This is a genomic window from Pseudomonas sp. NPDC098747 (assembly GCF_044760045.1).
Classification (GTDB): Bacteria; Pseudomonadota; Gammaproteobacteria; order Pseudomonadales; family Pseudomonadaceae; genus Aquipseudomonas.
Genome location: NZ_JBIWAL010000024.1, coordinates 1 through 18,940, shown reverse-complemented (window position 1 = coordinate 18,940; position 18,940 = coordinate 1). Strand labels below are relative to the sequence as shown.

Below are 18,940 nucleotides of genomic sequence, written 5' to 3'. Positions count from 1 at the left end.
CACCGAACAACCACATCATGGTCGACCCAGAGGCCGCCAAGTCAAAAGCGAGAACCCTGTCAAACCCCTGAACACAAACAGAAACACACCCCCACCATTGAAACCACCAACAGCCTGCCCCATCTAACACCCATACCCAATTGCGCAGGTGCCCCATGAGCGACCAGCAAGAATTCCCCGAAAACCCCGACGACTACACCGAAGCCAACGAAGACCACATCGAACACACCACCTCCGGCAAAGGCCTGGCGCTGCCCGGCCAGAACCTGCCGGACAAGGTCTACATCATCCCGATCCACAACCGCCCGTTCTTCCCGGCGCAAGTCCTGCCGGTCATCGTCAACGAAGAACCGTGGGCTGAAACCCTCGAACTGGTCAGCAAATCCGATCACCACTCCCTGGCCCTGTTCTTCATGGACACGCCGCAGGAAGACCCGCGCCACTTCAACACCGACGCCCTCCCCGAGTACGGGACATTGGTCAAGGTGCACCACGCCAGCCGCGAAAACGGCAAACTGCAGTTCGTCGCCCAGGGCCTGAGCCGCGTCCGCATCAAGACCTGGCTCAAGCACCATCGCCCACCGTATCTGGTCGAAGTCGAATACCCGCACCAGCCCACCGAGCCGACCGACGAGGTCAAGGCCTACGGCATGGCGCTGATCAACGCGATCAAGGAACTGCTGCCGCTCAACCCGCTGTACAGCGAAGAACTGAAAAACTATCTCAACCGCTTCAGCCCCAACGATCCATCGCCGCTGACCGACTTCGCGGCCGCCCTGACCTCAGCCACCGGCCCCGAACTGCAAGCCGTACTCGATTGCGTGCCGATGCTCAAGCGCATGGAAAAAGTTCTGCCGATGCTGCGCAAGGAAGTCGAAGTCGCGCGCCTGCAAAAAGAAATCTCTGCTGAGGTCAACCGCAAGATCGGCGAGCATCAGCGCGAGTTCTTCCTCAAGGAACAACTCAAAGTCATCCAGCAGGAACTCGGTCTGACCAAGGACGACCGCAGCGCCGACCTCGAACAGTTCAAGCAGCGTCTGGAAGGCAAAGTCTTGCCGGCGCAGGTGCAAAAGCGCCTCGACGAAGAAATGAACAAACTGTCGATCCTCGAAACGGGGTCGCCAGAATACGCAGTCACCCGCAACTACCTCGACTGGGCGACGTCAGTGCCGTGGGGCGTGTATGGCGCGGACAAACTTGACCTCAAGCACGCGCGCAAGGTGCTGGACAAACACCACGCCGGGCTCGACGACATCAAGGACCGCATCCTCGAATTCCTCGCGGTCGGTGCCTATAAAGGCGAGATCAGCGGTTCGATCGTGCTGCTCGTTGGCCCGCCGGGTGTGGGTAAAACCAGCGTCGGCAAATCCATCGCCGAATCCCTCGGCCGACCGTTCTATCGCTTCAGCCTCGGCGGTATGCGCGACGAAGCCGAGATCAAGGGCCACCGCCGCACTTACATCGGCGCACAGCCGGGCAAACTGGTGCAGGCGTTGAAAGACGTCGAAGTGATGAACCCGGTGATCATGCTCGACGAAATCGACAAGATGGGCCAGAGCTACCAGGGCGACCCGGCCTCGGCGCTGCTGGAAACCCTCGACCCGGAACAGAACGTCGAATTCCTCGACCACTATCTCGATTTGCGCATGGACTTGTCGAAAGTCCTGTTCGTTTGCACGGCCAACACCCTCGACTCGATCCCAGGCCCGTTGCTCGACCGCATGGAAGTGATTCGCCTGTCGGGCTACATCACCGAAGAAAAAGTCGCCATCGCCAAGCGCCACCTGTGGCCGAAACTGCTGGAAAAAGCTGGTGTGTCCAAGGGCAGCCTGAGCATCAGCGATAGCGCTCTCAAAACCTTGATCGACGGTTATGCCCGTGAGGCCGGGGTGCGTCAGTTGGAAAAGCAACTGGGCAAACTGGTGCGCAAAGCGGTGATGAAACTGATCGACGATCCGAAAGCTGTGATCAAACTCGGGCCGAAAGATCTGGAAGCCTCGCTGGGGTATCCGGTGTTTCGCAACGAACAAGTGCTGTCCGGCACCGGCGTCATCACGGGGCTGGCCTGGACCAGCATGGGCGGCGCCACGTTGCCGATCGAAGCGACGCGGATTCACACGCTCAATCGCGGTTTCAAACTCACCGGGCAGTTGGGTGACGTGATGAAGGAATCGGCGGAGATCGCTTACAGCTACGTCAGCTCGAACCTGAAACAGTTTGGCGGCGATGCGAAGTTCTTCGACGAAGCTTTCGTCCACCTGCACGTGCCGGAAGGCGCAACACCGAAGGATGGCCCGAGCGCCGGCGTCACCATGGCCAGCGCTTTGCTTTCGCTTGCGCGCAACCAAGCGCCGAAAAAAGGCGTGGCGATGACCGGCGAACTGACGCTGACCGGGCATGTGCTGCCGATTGGCGGGGTGCGTGAGAAGGTGATCGCGGCCCGGCGGCAGAAGATATTTGAATTGATCCTGCCGGAGCCGAACCGGGGCAACTTCGAGGAACTGCCGGACTACTTGAAAGAAGGCATTACCGTGCACTTTGCCAAGCGCTTTGCGGATGTAGCGAAGGTGCTCTTCTGAGGCAAAAGCCCCTCACCCCAGCCCTCTCCCGGGGGGAGAGGGGGCCGACCGTGTGATATTGCAGAGTTACACCGACCTGAAAGCGGATCGCTGAATCCATAATCGACTCGATCTTTTAGACTCCGCCGACCTGAAAGCGGATCGCTGAATCCATAATCGACTCGATCTTTCAGACTCCGCCGACCTGAAAGCGGATCGCTGAATCCATAATCGACTCGATCTTTCAGGTCGGCGTATGACGCAAGACACCTCGGTCAGTCCCCTCTCCCTTTGGGAGAGGGCTAGGGTGAGGGCTTGGCGCTGTCACACTTTGTCTCATCTTCAGTTATGCTCGCCGTTCGTCGTGAATGCCGGAGCCGCTGACCTTATGTCCCCCACTCGCCTATTAGTCCCCCTCACCTTTGCCTTGCTGGCCGCTTGCGCCACTCAGCCGAAACATAACGTGACCGTGGAAAAACAAAGCGAATGCCCCGTGCAACTGATCAGCGGGCAAAACCTGATCGTGATGCTGCCAAGTAACCCGACCACGGGTTATCGCTGGGCGATTCAGGATTCCGCCGGCGGCGTATTGCGCGCCCTCAGTCCTGAGGTCTATAGCAACCCGGAAGATGCCGGCGTGGTCGGTGCTGCCGGGGTTTCCACTTGGCGTTTTCAAGCGTTTGCGGCGGGCACCGGGCGCCTGCGCCTGACCTCGCAACAACCCTGGGCGCCGGAAGTGCTGCCAGTGGAAACCTTTGACTGCGCCATTTCGGTGAACTGATCGTGGGCTGGCTGATTCTGGCGCTGATGGGCGCGGTGACTTTCCTCTATGGCCTGAGCACCCACGCCACGCTGCTCTGCCTGTTGGTCAAACCGCTGCCGGTATTGGCATTACTCGGCTGGCTACACGACGCACCGCCCAGCGACTATCGCCGCTGGATCAGCCTCGGTCTGATTTTTTCTCTGCTTGGCGATGTGTTGTTGGCGTGGCCGGGGGATTTGTTCGTGTTCGGCCTCGGCGCATTTCTCGTTGCGCATCTGGCGTATCTCAAGGCTTATCTCAGCGACTGCAAACGTCTGGCGCCGATGCCACTGGTGCTCGCGCTTGGCGTTGGTGCCGTGTTGTTGGGGATGCTGATTTCCAGTGGTCTTGGCCCACTGCTGGTACCCGTGATCGTCTACGGCACAGCGATCAGCGCCATGCTCTGGCGCGCCCTCGCTCGCCTCGGCAGCGACGTGCCCAAGCGTTCGGCGTTACTGGCAGCGGGCGGTGCGCTGGCATTCGTATTCTCTGACAGTGTGATTGGCATCGACCGTTTCGTATTGCCGTTTCACGCCGCGCCTTACATCATCATCCTCAGTTACTGGCTGGGCCAATGGGGTATTGCTGCCTCGGCGTTTAATACAGACGAACAATCTGGCCATATGTCATAACCATAAAAACCTGTACCTATCTCGAAACGTTATAAAAACCTGTCAGATCTGACAGTACCCCAAGTTTCTTCCTCTACTTACTATCCCCGTGGCGTCAACCAAACCACGAATGTAGACCAAGGAAGAACATCATGAGCCTATTCAAAAACAAAAATTCGGAGAATGCACCAAATCCCTTTATCTCCGTCAACTGCGATCTTCAAGCCTCGATTTCAAACCGCGTGGATTTCAATACGCAAAATATCCAGTTCTTCGAAGACGATCTCAGTTCTAGAATCGGTTTTATCGCTCGTTCTTACGAAAACGGTTTTATCGTTTCAAATAAAGGAATGATATTTGTTTTTCCCAGCGATATTGAAACTGGCAGTTACAAACCAACGGATTCAGACTTTCCGTTTGAGACATTGCACTATTATGAACTCGGCGCTAACGGCGACCTCTCAACTTCTTATAGTTACAAGGCGGAAAGCGGCACTATTGATATCGAAGTCATTTCAAACGACGCCCAGGCATTGCGCTACCTCATCAACTTTGACTTCAAAGGCAAAGACCGCAGGACAGAAGAACTGCATATCAAAGGCAACGCAGAATTAAACGTTTTCATGCGTGCTTCTTGATTTCGCTCTAAAAAAAAGAATGACCAAGTCTTCATGTTGACTTAGTCATTCTTTGTTTTCTCCAAATTATCTCCACAGCCCCCTCCTCTGTACGCCACGTGCAGATTCTCCACGCTTTATCAGACAACCCAAGCATCCCCGCGCCACTTTGGCTAAAATGCCGGCCTTTTCCACCGACACCGCCGGAAACCTCCGTGAGCAAAGAACCCGATCGCATTTTCGCCCAGCCATTGGCCCAGGTGCCCGACTTCGCCTTCAACGAAGACGTGGTGCGCGTGTTCCCGGACATGATCAAGCGCTCGGTGCCGGGTTACCCGACCATCGTCGAAAACCTCGGCGTGCTTGCCGCGCAGTTCGCGCAGCCGAACAGCGTGCTCTACGACCTCGGCGCCTCCCTCGGTGCGGTAACCCAGGCACTGCGCCGTCACGTACGCACTGACGGTTGTCGCGTAATCGCTGTGGATAACTCGGCCGCCATGGTCGAACGCTGCCGCGAATACCTTAACGGTCAGAATTCGATGTTCCAGGAGTTGTTGCCGGTCGAGGTGATCGAAGGCGACATCCTCGCCCTCGAGTTCCAACCGGCCTCGGTGGTTGCTCTGAACTTCACCCTGCAATTCATCGCCCCCGAGCAGCGCACCGCGTTACTTGCGCGCATCCGCCAATCATTGCTGCCCGGCGGCGCACTGATTCTGTCGGAAAAACTGCGCTTCAACGATGCCGAAGAACATGCGTTGCTCACCGATCTGCACGTCGCGTTCAAACGCGCCAACGGCTACAGCGAACTGGAAATAGCCCAGAAGCGCAGCGCCATCGAAAACGTCATGAAGCCCGACAGCCTCGAAGAACACCGTGAACGCCTGCTGGCCGCCGGGTTCTCAAAAGTCGTGCCGTGGTTCCAGTGTCTTAACTTTGCCTCGTTGATTGCCTTGCCATGATTGATCTGTCCCCCCTCGCCCGCCGTCTGGCCGGTACACCGCTGGCCGAATGGGCCAACACCCTGCAGCGTCAACTCGACAAAAAAATGGAGAAGGGCCACGGTGATCTGGAGCGCTGGCAAAGTGCGCTGGACGCCTTGCCGAAGATCCAGCCGAGCGAAGTCGACCTGCTCAACGGCTTGAAGCTGGACACCGATTGCGACGACGCAACCCGCGCGCAAATGCGTACCGCGCTGATGGGGCTGTCGCCGTGGCGCAAAGGGCCGTTCGATCTGTTTGGGGTGCATGTCGACACCGAATGGCGCTCGGACTGGAAGTGGTCGCGGGTCGCCCCGCATCTGGATCTGAAGGGCAAACGCATCCTCGATGTTGGTTGCGGAAATGGTTACTACATGTGGCGCATGCTCGGCGCCGGTGCGAACAGCGTAATCGGCGTTGATCCGAACTGGCTGTTCTTCTGCCAGTTCCAGGCCGTGCAGCGTTACCTCTCAGAACCGAACGCCTGGCACCTGCCCTTCCCGTTCGAAGACCTGCCGCCGAATATGGAAGGTTTCGATACGGTGTTTTCCATGGGCGTGTTCTACCACCGCCGCTCGCCGATCGAGCATTTGCTGGCACTGAAGGATTGCCTGGTCAAGGGCGGCGAACTGGTGCTGGAAACGTTAGTGGTCGAAGGCGACAAGCACCAAGTGCTGGTGCCGGAAGACCGCTACGCGCAGATGCGCAACGTGTGGTTCCTGCCCTCGGTGCCGGCGCTGGAGTTGTGGTTGCGGCGTGCCGGGTTTACCGATATTCGTTGCGTGGATGTCAGTACGACGACGATTGAGGAACAGCGCGGCACCGAGTGGATGAAGTATCAGTCGCTGAGTGACTTCCTTGATCCGGATGATCACAGCAAGACGATTGAAGGGCTGCCGGCGCCGATGCGTGCGGTGATTGTCGCCCGTAAGTGACCAAAATCCCCAAACACCGCGGTGAGCCCACCCCTCACCCCAGCCCTCTCCCCAGGGAGAGGGAGCCGATCTTTGGGCTTTTCAAGGCCTGAGTTCGACTCGATATCGTGGTCATCGCATTTCTGCAAATCACCTCGGTCAGTCCCCTCTCCCTCCGGGAGAGGGTTAGGGTGAGGGGCTTTTTGCTCTGCGCGCCCTGAAAAACTCTGTCAACACAGCCCCACACTCCTCCGCCAACACCCCGCCCTCATACAACACCCGGTGATTCAAAAAGCCTTGGGTGAAAAACTGCCCCTGGCTTTGCACGATCCCGGCTTTTGGTTCCAGTGCGCCATACACCACCCGCGCCACCCGCGAATGCACGATCAGCCCAGCGCACATGCTGCAAGGCTCCAGTGTCACGTACAGCGTGCTGCCCGGCAGCCGATAGTTATCCAGCGCCTGCGCAGCATCGCGGATCGCGACCATTTCGGCGTGGGCACTCGGGTCGCTGGCACTGATCGGGCAATTGAAGCCGCGACCGATAATCTCACCACCCTGCACCAGCACCGCGCCCACCGGCACCTCGCCGAGGGCTGCGCCTTGCGCTGCAAGGATCAGGGCTTCGCGCATAAACTCACGATCACGGCTGCGGTCGATGATCGCTGCGGGGCGAATCTGGCGCATCACTTCACCTCGATGGCGGCCATCAGGCCGGTTTCCATGTGGTCGATCACGTGGCAATGGAACATCCATACCCCCGGGTTATCCGCCACCAACGCCACTTGCGCACGCTCGTTCTTGCCTAGCAGATACGTGTCGGTGAAGTACGGAATGACCTTGTGCCGATTCGACGCAATCACCTTGAAGCTCATGCCGTGCAGGTGAATCGGGTGCTGGTACTGAGTCATGTTCTTCAATTCGAAAATATAGCTCTGGCCCAGTTTGAGACTGGCAATCGGCCGGTCAGCACAGGTCTTGTCGGTGATGTCCCACGCCTTGCCGTTGATCTGCCACAAACTTGGCGGCCGGCCGTTGTCGACATCGACCGAGACCGAACCGACCCATTCGAAATTGAAGTTGAGTTTCTCGGCATTGGCCAGGTCCGGCTCGGCCACCGGGTTGGCGGGCAGCGCGGGCGGCCACTCGGTCGGCGCGTCCGTATTGGCCACTGAACGCAAGGTGCCAAGACGCACCGGGCCGTTGCGCAGCGACAGTTCTTCACCCGCCGCCGGTGCCTTGATCGCCAGGCAAATACGCATGCCGGGGCCGAGCCAGTATTCCTTGCCCAGCGGGCGCGGCTCAATCGGGTTGCCGTCCAGCGCGTAGATTTTTGCCTCAACGCCAGGAATGTTGATGCGGTAAGTCAGGGTGTTATCGAGATTGAGCAAACGCACCCGGGTGATCTGCCCGGCCGGCAGGTCGATCACCGGCAACGGCACGCCGTTGATCGTCGACAAACGCCCCGCCGTACCACCGCGCGCGGCTTCACGGGGGATGCTGAACTCGACGAAATTGCCTTCCTCATCGATGTGCCAGTTCTTCAGGCTCAGGGTCTTTTCGTATGTGAAACCGGTCGGCTCGCGCTCTTCAATGATCAGCGGCCCGACCAATCCGCGCCCCAGTTCTTCGCTGCTGCTGACATGCGGGTGATACCAGTAGCTGCCGGCGTCCGGTACACGGAATTTGTAGTCGAAGTATTCGCCCGGCAGCACCGGCAATTGCGACACGTACGGCACACCGTCCATTTCCAGCGGCAGGCGAATGCCGTGCCAGTGAATGGTGGTCGCCACCGGCAAATGGTTGATGAAGCGCACCCGCAGCCACTCACCCTGACGCACACGCAACTCGGTGCCCGGCGCAGAAGGGCCGAACGCCCAGGCCTCGGTCTTGTGCCCCGGCACCAGCTCGACGTCCAGCGGTGCGGCGATCAGTTCATAGTCGTGGCCCGCCTCGGCGTCAGCCATTTTGCCCAGCCAATAACGCGACGCGCCCCCCGCTCCAACGCCAACGACAACAAGACCGGCCAGGCCACCGAGGATTTGGCGACGGGTAAAGGACATGAACTCAACTACCTCACGTATCAGCGACAGACCCTGAAGGCCCGTAAAAGGCGAATACGATACACCTGCGGTTGAGAAACAGTAAGGGTGACCTGAGGCCGCACGCCCTGCCCGCTTACCCGCGCACGCCGGTCAGCAAATGCACCACGCCGCCCTCCAGCGGCATAACCCCCGCGACACCCGCAGCGCTCAATGCCTGGCGATCCATACGCGAGACGTCACACAACACCACCCGCACCCGGGTCAACGCCACCGGTTGCTGCGCTTTGAGGTTGTCCACCCCCCCCAACGCCGCAACGATATCCGCGCTTAAGCCCTCGGCAGGTTCGGCGGGGACTTTCGGCTCGTCCGGCACCAGATCCGGGGTCAGCGCTTTCCAGAACGCCTGCTGCAATTTATCGAACATGTTCAGTTCTCCAGAACCGGTGAAGTATCGACCGTTGCCTCGTGATACAGCCGCAGCGCTTCGCGCACTTCCTCAGCGCTCTCCAGACTCTGCACCTGCTCGGCGATAGCCTTGCAGTCGAGCAGATCCACCTCGCGCACCGCTGCTTTGATCGCCGGAATCTGCGGCACACTGACCGACAACTCATCCACACCGAGCCCCAGTAGCAGTGGCACGGCCAGACGTTCCGAGGCCATCGCGCCACAGACGCCGACCCATTTGCCATGGGCGTGCGCGCCTTTCACGGTCATGGCAATCAGGCGCAATACCGAGGGATGGAAACTGTCGGCCTGGCTGGCCAGACGAGGATGGTCGCGATCCATGGCCAGGGTGTATTGGGTCAGATCGTTGGTGCCGATCGAAAAGAAATCCACGTACGGCGCAAACAGATCAGCCATCAATGCCGCCGCTGGCACCTCGATCATGATCCCCAGCTTCGGTAGTTCGACAAGGTTTAGTGCCTGCGCTTCCTCCTCCAGCATTTGCCGCGCCAGATGCAGCTCCGAGATTTGCGTAACCATCGGCAACATGATGTGCAGGCGCGTCAGACCGACACTGCCAAGGATCGCCCGGAACTGCTCGCGCAACAGTTGCGGGCGCTCAAGACACAGCCGAATCCCGCGCAGTCCGAGGAATGGATTGGTTTCGCTGTCCATCGGCACGTAGGCCAGTGGTTTGTCGCCACCGACATCCAGGGTGCGCACCACCAGATTGTGCGACGGCCCCACGGCCCGGGCGATGGCGCTGTAGGTCGACACTTGTTCGCCGAGAGTTGGCGCATGGTTGCGATCCAGATAAAGAAACTCCGACCGCAGAAGCCCCACACCTGCCCCGCCCAAGCCCATCGCCTGCTCGGTTTCACTCAGCGAGGAAACGTTGGCCGTCACCTCGATGTGATGCCCGTCGCGGGTGCAGGCAGCCAACGTCGCCTGCGCATGGTCGTGTTGATGGCGCAGGCGCTGCAGCTCGCGTCTGGCCTGCAATTGCTCGATGGCAAGCGGGTCCGGATTCAGGTGCAGTTCGCCCTTGTCGGCATCGAGCAACACCGTGCTGCCATTGGTCAGCGTCAGCATTCGCGCCGACACCCCGCAAATCGCCGGCAGGCCAAAGGCCCGCGCAAGAATCGCAACATGACTGGTGGCGCCACCGCCGACCGTGGCAAAGCCCAACACCTGGGAGGTATCGAGCCCGGCAGTCTGCGATGGAGTCAGTTGATCGGCGATCAGGATCGTCCCCTGCTGCAACGTCAGAACCGGATCCTGCACGCCGAGAATCAACTTGAGGACTCGCAAGCTGACGTCGGCCAGATCTGCCGCGCGTTCAACCAGCAACGGACTGGCCGACTGCCGAAACAGTGTTGCGCTCGACTCAGTGGCTGCACGCCAGGCAAACGCCGCACTTTTGCCTCCGACAATCAACGCTTGCGCCTGATCGAGCAGGCTCGGGTCATCAAGCAGTTCCTGATGCGCTTTGAAAATATCCTCCTGAGCACTGCCGCCCGCCGAGTCGCGCAACTGCTGCAAGGCCATGTTCGCCTCGATCAGCGCGTTCGCCAGCGCCTCCCGTTCGGCCTTAGCCCCGGCACCGGATTCATTTATGTCGAGGCTTGGTTCGGTGATCTGCATCACCTGACCCAATGCCGAGCCGGGCGATGCACAGACGCCACGCAGAATCGTCAGCACCTCAGGCTCGATGCTCTCGACAGGCGCCGACGCAGGCAACGCTGTCACCGATTCACCACAACCCTCGGCGAGTAACCGCGAGAGCGTGCTGATCGCATCTTCCGCGTCTTCGCCCACCGCGCTCACTTGCACGCTGTCACCAAAAGCGGTCTGCAACGCCATGATCGCCACCAGTGATTTGGCGTTGGCTTCAGCCTGCTGTTTGTGAAGATGAATCTTTGCTGAAAAAACCTTCGCCGCTTGAGCGAACACCGCCGCTGGTCGCGCGTGCAGACCGTTGGGATTGGGCAGTTTGAGCATATTTGAAAACAATACCTGGCCTTCTGGCGCAACCTGTTCTTCGCCGGTGGCCTGCGCACCGGCGAGACGCAGCAGAGGTTGACCGGTCTCGACCAGACCGTGTTGCGCGGCGGTCCAGGTGAAGGGCTCACCGCTGACCACCAGCATCAAGGTCATCAGACTGCCGGCGTGCTGGGCGATGTAATCGGCATCGAACTCGATCAGCGTTTCGCCAGCTGCGACCCGCTGACCTTCCTCAACCAATCGGGTGAAACCCTGGCCGCCCAGACTCACCGTATCCAGACCGATGTGCAGCAAGACCTGAACGCCATGGTCATCGGTGATGCTCACGGCATGCCCGCTGTCCTGCACGTTGCTGACCACTCCGGCCAGCGGAGCGCATAACGTTGATGAAGTCGGGTCGATGCACAGGCCGTCGCCGATCACGCGATTGGCAAAAACCGGATCGGGCACTTGATCCAGTGGAATCAGCACGCCGGACAAAGGCGCCAGCAGTTGCAATTGTTGGGGTGTGGCCATGACGTCACCTGCGGTTTTGTTCTTTGAAATACCCGTGGAGCGCGACGCCCCACCAGCATCGCTTATTTCCACCAGTATTCGACCTGCAATCCAACGTTCGCACCGTGGCGGGCGGTACCGAAAGCGCCGGTATCGGACAGCGCCGACCCTTGGGCCAATTCGTTGGCCGCCCGTTTGGCGGCCTCGTTCCAACTGGCATAGGTGTAATACAGACGCACCTCGGGGCGCGCCCAGAATTCCGGGCCTTTGGGTGACCATGTCGGGGCAACGGTGAACTTGCTCAGCTTGCGCGTACCGCCCGGCGCCTCGACTTGATCATGGCCCAGTTCGGTGACCAGTTTGAATTGTTCGGTAAGTGCATATATCGGACGCACACCCAGGGACATCCAGTTCTGGTCAGCGCCGTTCGGTCGAATGTCTTTTTGATACACCGCCTCGACTTGCCCACCAAAGCGCGGCGTCAGCTGCCAGTCGAAAAATTCGACGATCCGATAACTTTTATTGCTGTCGTCCAGTTTGACGTTACCGGTGTAACCCAACCCGGTACCGGGCCCTTCGCCGTACTGGAAGGCCAGCTTGTTTTTGCCACCGAGAAAGTCCTGCTGCACATGCTGAGTGGTGATCGCCCAGCCTCGGTGCGTATCGCGGCTGTCGGGTTTGTCGATATAGCTCAGGCCAAACTCAAGCTCACCGCCGGGGTTGGTATTGAAACCGGCAACGTTGAAATCGTGCCGGTTGATGTAGTCCTTTTGGTAAAGGTTGTCTTTGCGCGAGAAGGCGTAGCTGTATTTCAGATCGCCGATCAGCAAGTCCTCGATCCCGCCACCGGTAGCGCTCTGGTTCCAGTAGTAGAAATCGGAAATGTGGATGTCATTACGTTTGTAGTAGCGGCGACCCGCCCAGAGCGAACCGCCATTGAGCGCGGGCATGTTCGACCATTGTGCATGGGCCTGCGGCAGGCGTATCGAACCGCTGTCTTCATTGAACGTGGGGCTGCGGTTGTAGCGGTTGTACAGCGAGGCCATGCCATCGATGCTGAGTACCGAACCATCGTCGAGGGTGTACAAATCCTGGCGCAACTCAAGCTCGCCGTACTGCTCGCATTCATTGCCCAAACGGTATTTGGTCTGCGCCCCCGGTAACTGGAAACACGATTGGCCACCGCCCTTGAGTGAATTGCCGACGCCACTGCGCAAGTAACCGGCGAACTCCAGCGCGGTTGATGTCTGTGGTAACGCGAGGCATAAACCTGCGACTGCAAGGCTGCGATTTATTGTTGTTTTCATAAGCCACCCCATTATTTTTATTGTGTGATTGCATGAATCCGGCGCGCAAAAATCCCCCGCGCAGAGCTCTGCGTGCTTTTTGAATCCTTGGTTTTCTAGTGAGGGATCAGGGATCGATCAGGTGCAGGACGAACGATTCATAAGGTCGCAAACTCACCTGTCGATTGCGTGGCGGACAGTCCGGGTAATTGCTGACTAGCAACCGCTGATTCAGCGTCTCGTCGATCTCTATCGGCAGCTCGATTTCACACGGTGTGGCGTAGAAGTTGTTCACGATCAGCAAACGCTCGCCCGTGCCTTCACGCAGGTAAGCCCAGACCTGCTTGTGCTCGGGCAACAACTGTCGATAGATGCCCTGCGAAATCAATGCTTCTGTGCGCCGCAACGCAATCAGACGACGGTAGTGATGCAGCACGGACTCCGGGTCATCGAGCTGGTGGGCGACGTTGATCCGCGCGGCGTTGGCCGGCACCCCGATCCACGGTTCGACGCGACTGAAACCGGCATTCGATTCGGCGTTCCAGTGCATCGGCGTACGACCGTTGTCACGGGACTTCTGCATGATCGCCGCCATGTTGTCGATGTCGCTGGTGCCTGCTTCACGCTTGAGCCGGAAGATGTTCAGCGTTTCGACATCGCGGTACTGATCGATACGCTCGAACCCCGGATTGGTCATGCCCAGCTCTTCACCCTGATACACGAACGGCGTGCCCTGCAGAAAGTGCAACGCGGTGCCGAGCATTTTCGCCGAGAGCTCCCGATACTCGCCTTCATGGCCAAACCGCGAAACCACCCGAGGCTGATCGTGGTTACACCAGAACAGCGCATTCCAGCCACCACCGGCCTGCATGCCGGTCTGCCAGTCGGACAGAATCCGCTTGAGCTGGAGGAAATCGAAATCGGCGCGAACCCACTTTTGCAGGTTTGGATAATCGACTTTCAGATGATGAAAATTGAAGGTCATCGACAGCTCTTGCGATTGCGGATTCGAGTAACGAATGCAGTGTTCAAGGCTGGTGGAGGACATCTCACCGACGTTGATCAGGTCGTGTCCTGCGAAGACTTCACGGTGCATCTGTTGCAAGTATTCATGGACGTTCGGCCCGTCGGTATAGAAGCGACGGCCGTCGGTGTTGTCTTCGGCAAAGTCCGCAGGCTTGGAGATCAGATTGATAACGTCCAGTCGGAAACCACCAACGCCCTTATCCCGCCAGAAGCGCATCATTTTGAAGACTTCAGCGCGCACCTCGGGGTTGTCCCAATTGAGGTCAGCCTGGGTGTGGTCGAACAGGTGCAGGTAGTACTGACCGGTCTGGGCCTCGTACTCCCAGGCTGAACCGCCGAACTTGGACTGCCAATTGTTCGGCTGGTCGCGCCAGATATAAAAGTCTCGGTAGGGGTTATCGAGGCTGCTGCGCGCCTGCTGGAACCAGACATGTTCGATCGAGGTGTGATTGACCACGATGTCGATCATCAACTTGATCCCGCGCTTGCCCGCCTCGGCGATCAGCAATTCGCAGTCGGCCATGCTGCCGTAGCTTGGGTCAATCGCGTAGTAGTCGCTGATGTCATAGCCGTTGTCACGTTGCGGCGAGCGCAAGAATGGCGTGATCCACAAGCAATCGACACCCAGCCATTGCAGGTAATCGAGCTTGGCCACCACACCGAGCAAATCACCTGTCGGGTTGCCGGCGTGGCTATGAAAACTCTTCGGGTAGATCTGGTAGATCACCGAACGCTGCCAGTCTTGCATGGCACATTTCCTTCAATTGGCGTTGTATTGGCGTCTTGGGACGTTTCGCGAGCAATCAGGCGACCCGGTAGCCGGGGCGGACAATCTTCATGCTCAGCGCACAGGTCAACACAAACGGCACAACCATCGCGATGATCATCCCGATCACAAACATCGGGATGAACTGCGGAATGATCGAGATAAACCCGGGCAAGCCGCCGACACCAATGGCCGAAGCCTGAATCTTGTTCAGCGACAGGAAGATGCAGCCCAGCGCCGAACCAGTCAGCGCGGCATAGAACGGAAATTTGTAGCGCAGATTGACCCCGAACATGGCGGGCTCGGTGATACCGAAATACGCGGAAATCGCTGAGGTCGAAGCCATGCTTTTGTCGCGCGCATTGCGCGTCATGTAGAACACCGCCAACGCAGCACTGCCTTGAGCAAGGTTGGACATGACGATCATCGGCCAGATAAACGTACCGCCCTGAGTCGAGATCAGTTGCAGATCGACTGCGAGGAACATGTGGTGCATGCCGGTGATCACCAATGGCGCATACAGCAGTCCGAAAATCGCCCCGCCAACCATCGGCGCCAGGTCGAACAGCATGACCACGCCTTCAGTGATGTAGATGCCGATATGGCGGGTCACCGGACCGATTATCGCCAGCGCCAGAACGCCGGTGACGACAATCGTGGTGATTGGCACCACCAGCAATTGCACCGCGTTGGGTACTCGTGCCCGCAACCATTTTTCGATGACGCTCATCACGTACGCGGCCAGTAATATCGGCAGGATCTGGCCCTGATAACCGACTTTTTCCACCTGAAACAATCCGAGAATGTCGAAGTACGGCATCTGCTGCCCGTCCAGCCCGGCCACGGCTTTGCCGTAGTTCCAGGCGTTGAGCAGATCCGGGTGAACCAGCATCAGGCCGAGCACGATGCCGAGAATCTCACTGCCGCCAAAGCGCTTGGCCGCCGACCAACCCACCAACGCTGGCAGAAAGACGAACGAGGTGTTGGCCATCAGGTTGATCAGGCTCCACAGCCCTTCGAGTTTCGGGTAGGCATCCAGCAGGGTCTGGTCGTCGATGAACATGCCCTTGGCGCCAATCAGGTTGTTGATACCCATCAGCAAACCGGCAACGATCAGCGCCGGCAGGATTGGCATGAACACATCGGAAAACACCCGCACCAGACGCTGCATGGCGTTGATCTTCTCGGCGCTTTTCTGTTTGACGTCGGCGATGGTCGACGCGGCGAGGCCAGTCTGGCGGCGCAATTGGGCGTAAACCTTTTCCACTTCGCCCGGGCCGATCACCACCTGATACAGACCGCCGGTGAAGAACGAGCCTTTGACCAGATCAATCTGGTTGAGCGTGGCAGTGTCGACCAGACCAGGATTCTTCAAGGCCAGGCGCAAGCGGGTGACGCAATGCGCAGCCTGCTCAAGGTTGTCGCTACCGCCGAGGCTTTGCAGCAGTTCGCTGGCGATCTTCGGGTAATCGTGGCTCATGCTAAGTCTTCCGCTGTGGATTTTTGTTATTGGCAGCACGCCGAAACGAAAAGTACTCGTCTGTACGAGTTATTGCAACAACTCGTACAGACGAGTTTGTTTTTGCATGTTCCCGTCAGATCCTGGACGAATTTTCCTACCCTGTTTTCCGGCCATTTCCATCCTCCACATGGACAAAGCCCTACCCTGCCCTTAAGGTTCGAAGCTTTGAGCAGAGCCGGCACAGAGCCTAACCATGAGTAAATACAACCAGATCTATAGCGATCTGCTGGCCAGCATCACGACTGAACGCCTGGAACGCGGCGCCCGTTTGCCTTCCGAAACCGAGCTGATGGACAGCTATCAGGCCAGTCGCGGCACGGTGCGCAAGGCCATCGAACAGCTTCAGGAGCGCGGTTTTGCCCAGAAAGTCCATGGCAAAGGCACGTTTGTACTGTCGACCCATCCGATCGAGTTTCAGCTCGGCGGCATCGTCAGTTTCCAGGAAACCTATCCGCGATTGGGTAACGACGTCAGTACCGAGGTGGTCGAACTGACCCAGATACCGCTCGAAGGTGGGCTGCTCGAGCACATCAAAGCCGAGCCCGGCACGCCAATCACGCGAGTCATGCGGGTGCGGCGGATCGACGGTAAACGGGTGATCCTCGACATCAACCATTTCGTCACCGAGGTGATTCCCGGCCTGTCCCTCGATATCGCCGAGAAGTCGATCTACGCCTATATCGAACAGACCTTGCAGCTACAGATCGCCTACGCTCAACGCACCATCGAAGCGGTACCGCGCAGCAAGGATGACCAATTGCACCTGGACCTCGACGGCCAGAGCCATGTGATCGTCGTCAGCAACCAGACGTTCCTGCAGGATGGCCGGCAGTTCGAGTACACCGAATCGCGGCACACCCTCGACAAGTTCTACTTCTCCGACGTGGCGCGACGCTGACCTCTAGACCATTTCCAGGCTAACTGGAGCAATCACTGGGCAAACACCTGCGCCAGAAACGAAAAACCCCTGGCCTGGGCCAGGGGTTTTCAGTCACTCAATGCAAGCATTGAAGCGCAGCGGGATCACTCCCACTCAATCGTTGCCGGCGGCTTGCTCGACACGTCGTAGGTGACGCGCGAAATGCCTTCGATTTCATTGATGATGCGGCCGGATACGGTTTCCAGCAGTTCGTAAGGCAGGTGAGCCCAACGCGCGGTCATGAAGTCGATGGTTTCCACGGCACGCAGGGCAACGACCCAGGCGTAACGACGGCCATCGCCAACCACGCCAACCGATTTCACTGGCTGGAACACTACGAACGCCTGGCTGACCTTGTGGTACCAGTCGGCCTTGCGCAGTTCTTCGATGAAGATGTGGTCGGCACGACGCAGCAAGTCGGCGTATTCCTTCTTCACTTCACCGAGGATGCGCACGCCCAGGCCCGGGCCCGGGAACGGGTGACGGTAGACCATGTCGTACGGCAGGCCCAGCTCCAGGCCCAGACGACGGACTTCGTCCTTGAACAGTTCGCGCAGTGGCTCGACCAGTTTCAGGTTCATCTCTTCCGGCAAACCGCCCACGTTGTGGTGCGACTTGATCACGTGAGCCTTGCCGCTTTTGGCGCCAGCCGACTCGATCACGTCCGGGTAGATGGTGCCCTGAGCGAGGTACTTGATGTTGTCCAGGCTGTTGGACTGGGCATCGAATACGTCGATGAAGGTGCGACCGATGATCTTGCGCTTCTTCTCTGGATCGCTTTCGCCAGCCAGATTGTTCAGGAACTGCTCTTCAGCGTTGGCGCGGATCACTTTGACGCCCATGTTCTCGGCGAACATGGCCATCACCTGCTCACCTTCGTGCAGACGCAGCAGGCCGTTGTCGACAAAGACGCAGGTCAGCTGATCGCCGATGGCTTTGTGCAGCAGCGCTGCAACCACCGAGGAGTCAACGCCGCCGGACAGCCCCAGCAACACGTTGTCGGTGCCGACCTGTGCGCGGATGTTGGCGATGGCGTCTTCAGCGATCTTCGACGGCGTCCACAGGGCTTCACAGCCGCAGATGTCGAGGATGAAGCGCGACAGGATGCGACCGCCCTGTTTGGTGTGGGTCACTTCCGGGTGGAACTGCACGCCGTAGTAGCCACGCTCGTCGTTGAACATGCCGGCGATCGGGCAGCTTGGGGTGCTGGCCAGGATGTGGAAGTCTTCCGGCATCTTGGTGACCTTGTCACCGTGGCTCATCCACACGTCGAGGCCGAACAGGCCGTCGGCGTCGATGTGGTCTTCGATGCCGTCGAGCAGACGGCTTTTGCCGACCACGTCAACGCGGGCGTAACCGAACTCACGCAGCTCGGAACCTTCAACCTTGCCGCCCAATTGCTCGGCCATGGTCTGCATGCCGTAGCAGATACCGAAGACCGGCACGCCGAGGTCAAACACGGCCTGCGGGCAGCGTGGGCTGTTGGCTTCGTGCACGGACTCTGGGCCGCCAGCGAGAATGACGCCTTTAGGCGCGAATTCGCGGATCGCATCTTCGTCCATGTCGAACGGGTGCAGTTCGCAGTAAACACCGATCTCGCGCACGCGGCGGGCGATCAGTTGGGTGTATTGCGAACCGAAGTCGAGGATCAGGATGCGGTGAGCGTGAATGTCGAGGGCCATGATTCAGTCTCGTCTAAGTAATTCAGAAACAGTCGTGATTCAGAAACAACTCGGGGCTGAATAACACAGCCCCGGTTGCTTAACGATTTGCTTGAAGGCTCAACCTACGCGGTAGTTTGGCGCTTCTTTGGTGATCTGCACGTCGTGAACGTGGGATTCGGCCATGCCGGCGCCGGTGATCCGCACGAACTCAGGCTTGGTGCGCATTTCTTCGATGTCGGCGCTGCCGGAGTAGCCCAACGAGGAACGCAGACCGCCCATCAACTGGTGAA

General features: G+C 58.7%; 16 protein-coding genes. 7 read left to right on the top strand and 9 right to left on the bottom strand.

All coding sequences use genetic code 11. The features are described from left to right. Positions 1 to 155: 155 nt before the first annotated feature. The 6 genes from lon (at position 156) to cmoB (ending at position 6,500) form a co-directional block, all read left to right on the top strand. Entirely contained in the window at positions 156 to 2,579 is a 2,424-nt protein-coding gene (lon, locus tag ACIQVE_RS16205) for an endopeptidase La (RefSeq protein WP_402810102.1), read from the top strand. 367 nt (positions 2,580 to 2,946) lie between these two features. Continuing rightward, positions 2,947 to 3,339 (top strand): protease inhibitor I42 family protein, encoded by a 393-nt coding sequence (locus tag ACIQVE_RS16200; RefSeq protein WP_402810099.1) that lies wholly within the window; start codon positions 2,947 to 2,949, stop codon positions 3,337 to 3,339. A 2-nt stretch (positions 3,340 to 3,341) separates the two neighbouring features. Next, positions 3,342 to 3,992, top strand: coding sequence for a lysoplasmalogenase (locus ACIQVE_RS16195; protein WP_402810096.1), 651 nt, complete (start codon positions 3,342 to 3,344; stop codon positions 3,990 to 3,992). Between the two features lie 131 nt (positions 3,993 to 4,123). Next, on the top strand, positions 4,124 to 4,609 hold the full coding sequence (locus ACIQVE_RS16190) for a hypothetical protein (RefSeq protein ID WP_402810094.1): 486 nt from the start codon (positions 4,124 to 4,126) through the stop codon (positions 4,607 to 4,609). A gap of 194 nt (positions 4,610 to 4,803) precedes the next feature. After that, the gene (gene cmoA / locus ACIQVE_RS16185) at positions 4,804 to 5,547 is read left to right on the top strand and encodes a carboxy-S-adenosyl-L-methionine synthase CmoA (RefSeq protein ID WP_402810091.1); all 744 of its coding nucleotides are present in this window, start codon (positions 4,804 to 4,806) and stop codon (positions 5,545 to 5,547) included. Then, positions 5,544 to 6,500: a tRNA 5-methoxyuridine(34)/uridine 5-oxyacetic acid(34) synthase CmoB gene (cmoB, locus tag ACIQVE_RS16180; RefSeq protein ID WP_402810088.1), complete on the top strand. Its 957-nt coding sequence runs from the start codon at positions 5,544 to 5,546 to the stop codon at positions 6,498 to 6,500. Before cmoA ends, cmoB begins: the two co-directional genes overlap by 4 nt. Positions 6,501 to 6,665: 165 nt before the next feature. Here the strand turns inward: cmoB and tadA are convergent, their stop codons facing one another. From tadA to treP, 7 genes are all read right to left on the bottom strand, one after another. Further along, positions 6,666 to 7,166 (bottom strand): tRNA adenosine(34) deaminase TadA, encoded by a 501-nt coding sequence (gene tadA / locus ACIQVE_RS16175; RefSeq protein WP_402810087.1) that lies wholly within the window; start codon positions 7,164 to 7,166, stop codon positions 6,666 to 6,668. Further along, a complete protein-coding gene (locus ACIQVE_RS16170) occupies positions 7,166 to 8,542 on the bottom strand; it encodes a multicopper oxidase family protein (RefSeq protein WP_402810085.1) in 1,377 nt (458 codons plus the stop codon). The genes tadA and ACIQVE_RS16170 overlap by 1 nt, the downstream gene beginning before the upstream one ends. A gap of 115 nt (positions 8,543 to 8,657) precedes the next feature. Beyond that, positions 8,658 to 8,948, bottom strand: a complete 291-nt coding sequence (locus ACIQVE_RS16165) for a PTS glucose transporter subunit IIB (protein ID WP_402810082.1) — start codon at positions 8,946 to 8,948, stop codon at positions 8,658 to 8,660. 2 nt (positions 8,949 to 8,950) lie between these two features. Next, positions 8,951 to 11,488 (bottom strand): phosphoenolpyruvate--protein phosphotransferase, encoded by a 2,538-nt coding sequence (gene ptsP, locus ACIQVE_RS16160; protein WP_402810079.1) that lies wholly within the window; start codon positions 11,486 to 11,488, stop codon positions 8,951 to 8,953. 62 nt (positions 11,489 to 11,550) lie between these two features. Continuing rightward, positions 11,551 to 12,774 (bottom strand): maltoporin, encoded by a 1,224-nt coding sequence (locus ACIQVE_RS16155; RefSeq protein WP_402810077.1) that lies wholly within the window; start codon positions 12,772 to 12,774, stop codon positions 11,551 to 11,553. 106 nt (positions 12,775 to 12,880) lie between these two features. After that, positions 12,881 to 14,527, bottom strand: a complete 1,647-nt coding sequence (treC, locus tag ACIQVE_RS16150; protein WP_402810074.1) for an alpha,alpha-phosphotrehalase — start codon at positions 14,525 to 14,527, stop codon at positions 12,881 to 12,883. 55 nt (positions 14,528 to 14,582) lie between these two features. After that, a complete protein-coding gene (gene treP / locus ACIQVE_RS16145) occupies positions 14,583 to 16,025 on the bottom strand; it encodes a PTS system trehalose-specific EIIBC component (protein WP_402810071.1) in 1,443 nt (480 codons plus the stop codon). Between the two features lie 235 nt (positions 16,026 to 16,260). Between treP and treR the strand changes: the two genes are divergently transcribed. Then, on the top strand, positions 16,261 to 16,965 hold the full coding sequence (gene treR, locus ACIQVE_RS16140; protein WP_402810069.1) for a trehalose operon repressor: 705 nt from the start codon (positions 16,261 to 16,263) through the stop codon (positions 16,963 to 16,965). 125 nt (positions 16,966 to 17,090) lie between these two features. Here treR and guaA read toward each other — a convergent pair whose 3' ends face one another. Both guaA and ACIQVE_RS16130 read right to left on the bottom strand, forming a co-directional pair. Continuing rightward, complete coding sequence (gene guaA / locus ACIQVE_RS16135; RefSeq protein WP_402810066.1) at positions 17,091 to 18,668, bottom strand: glutamine-hydrolyzing GMP synthase; 1,578 nt, start codon at positions 18,666 to 18,668, stop codon at positions 17,091 to 17,093. Between the two features lie 99 nt (positions 18,669 to 18,767). Beyond that, the coding region (locus ACIQVE_RS16130; RefSeq protein ID WP_402810195.1) for an IMP dehydrogenase at positions 18,768 to 18,940 on the bottom strand (173 nt) is incomplete at its 5' end.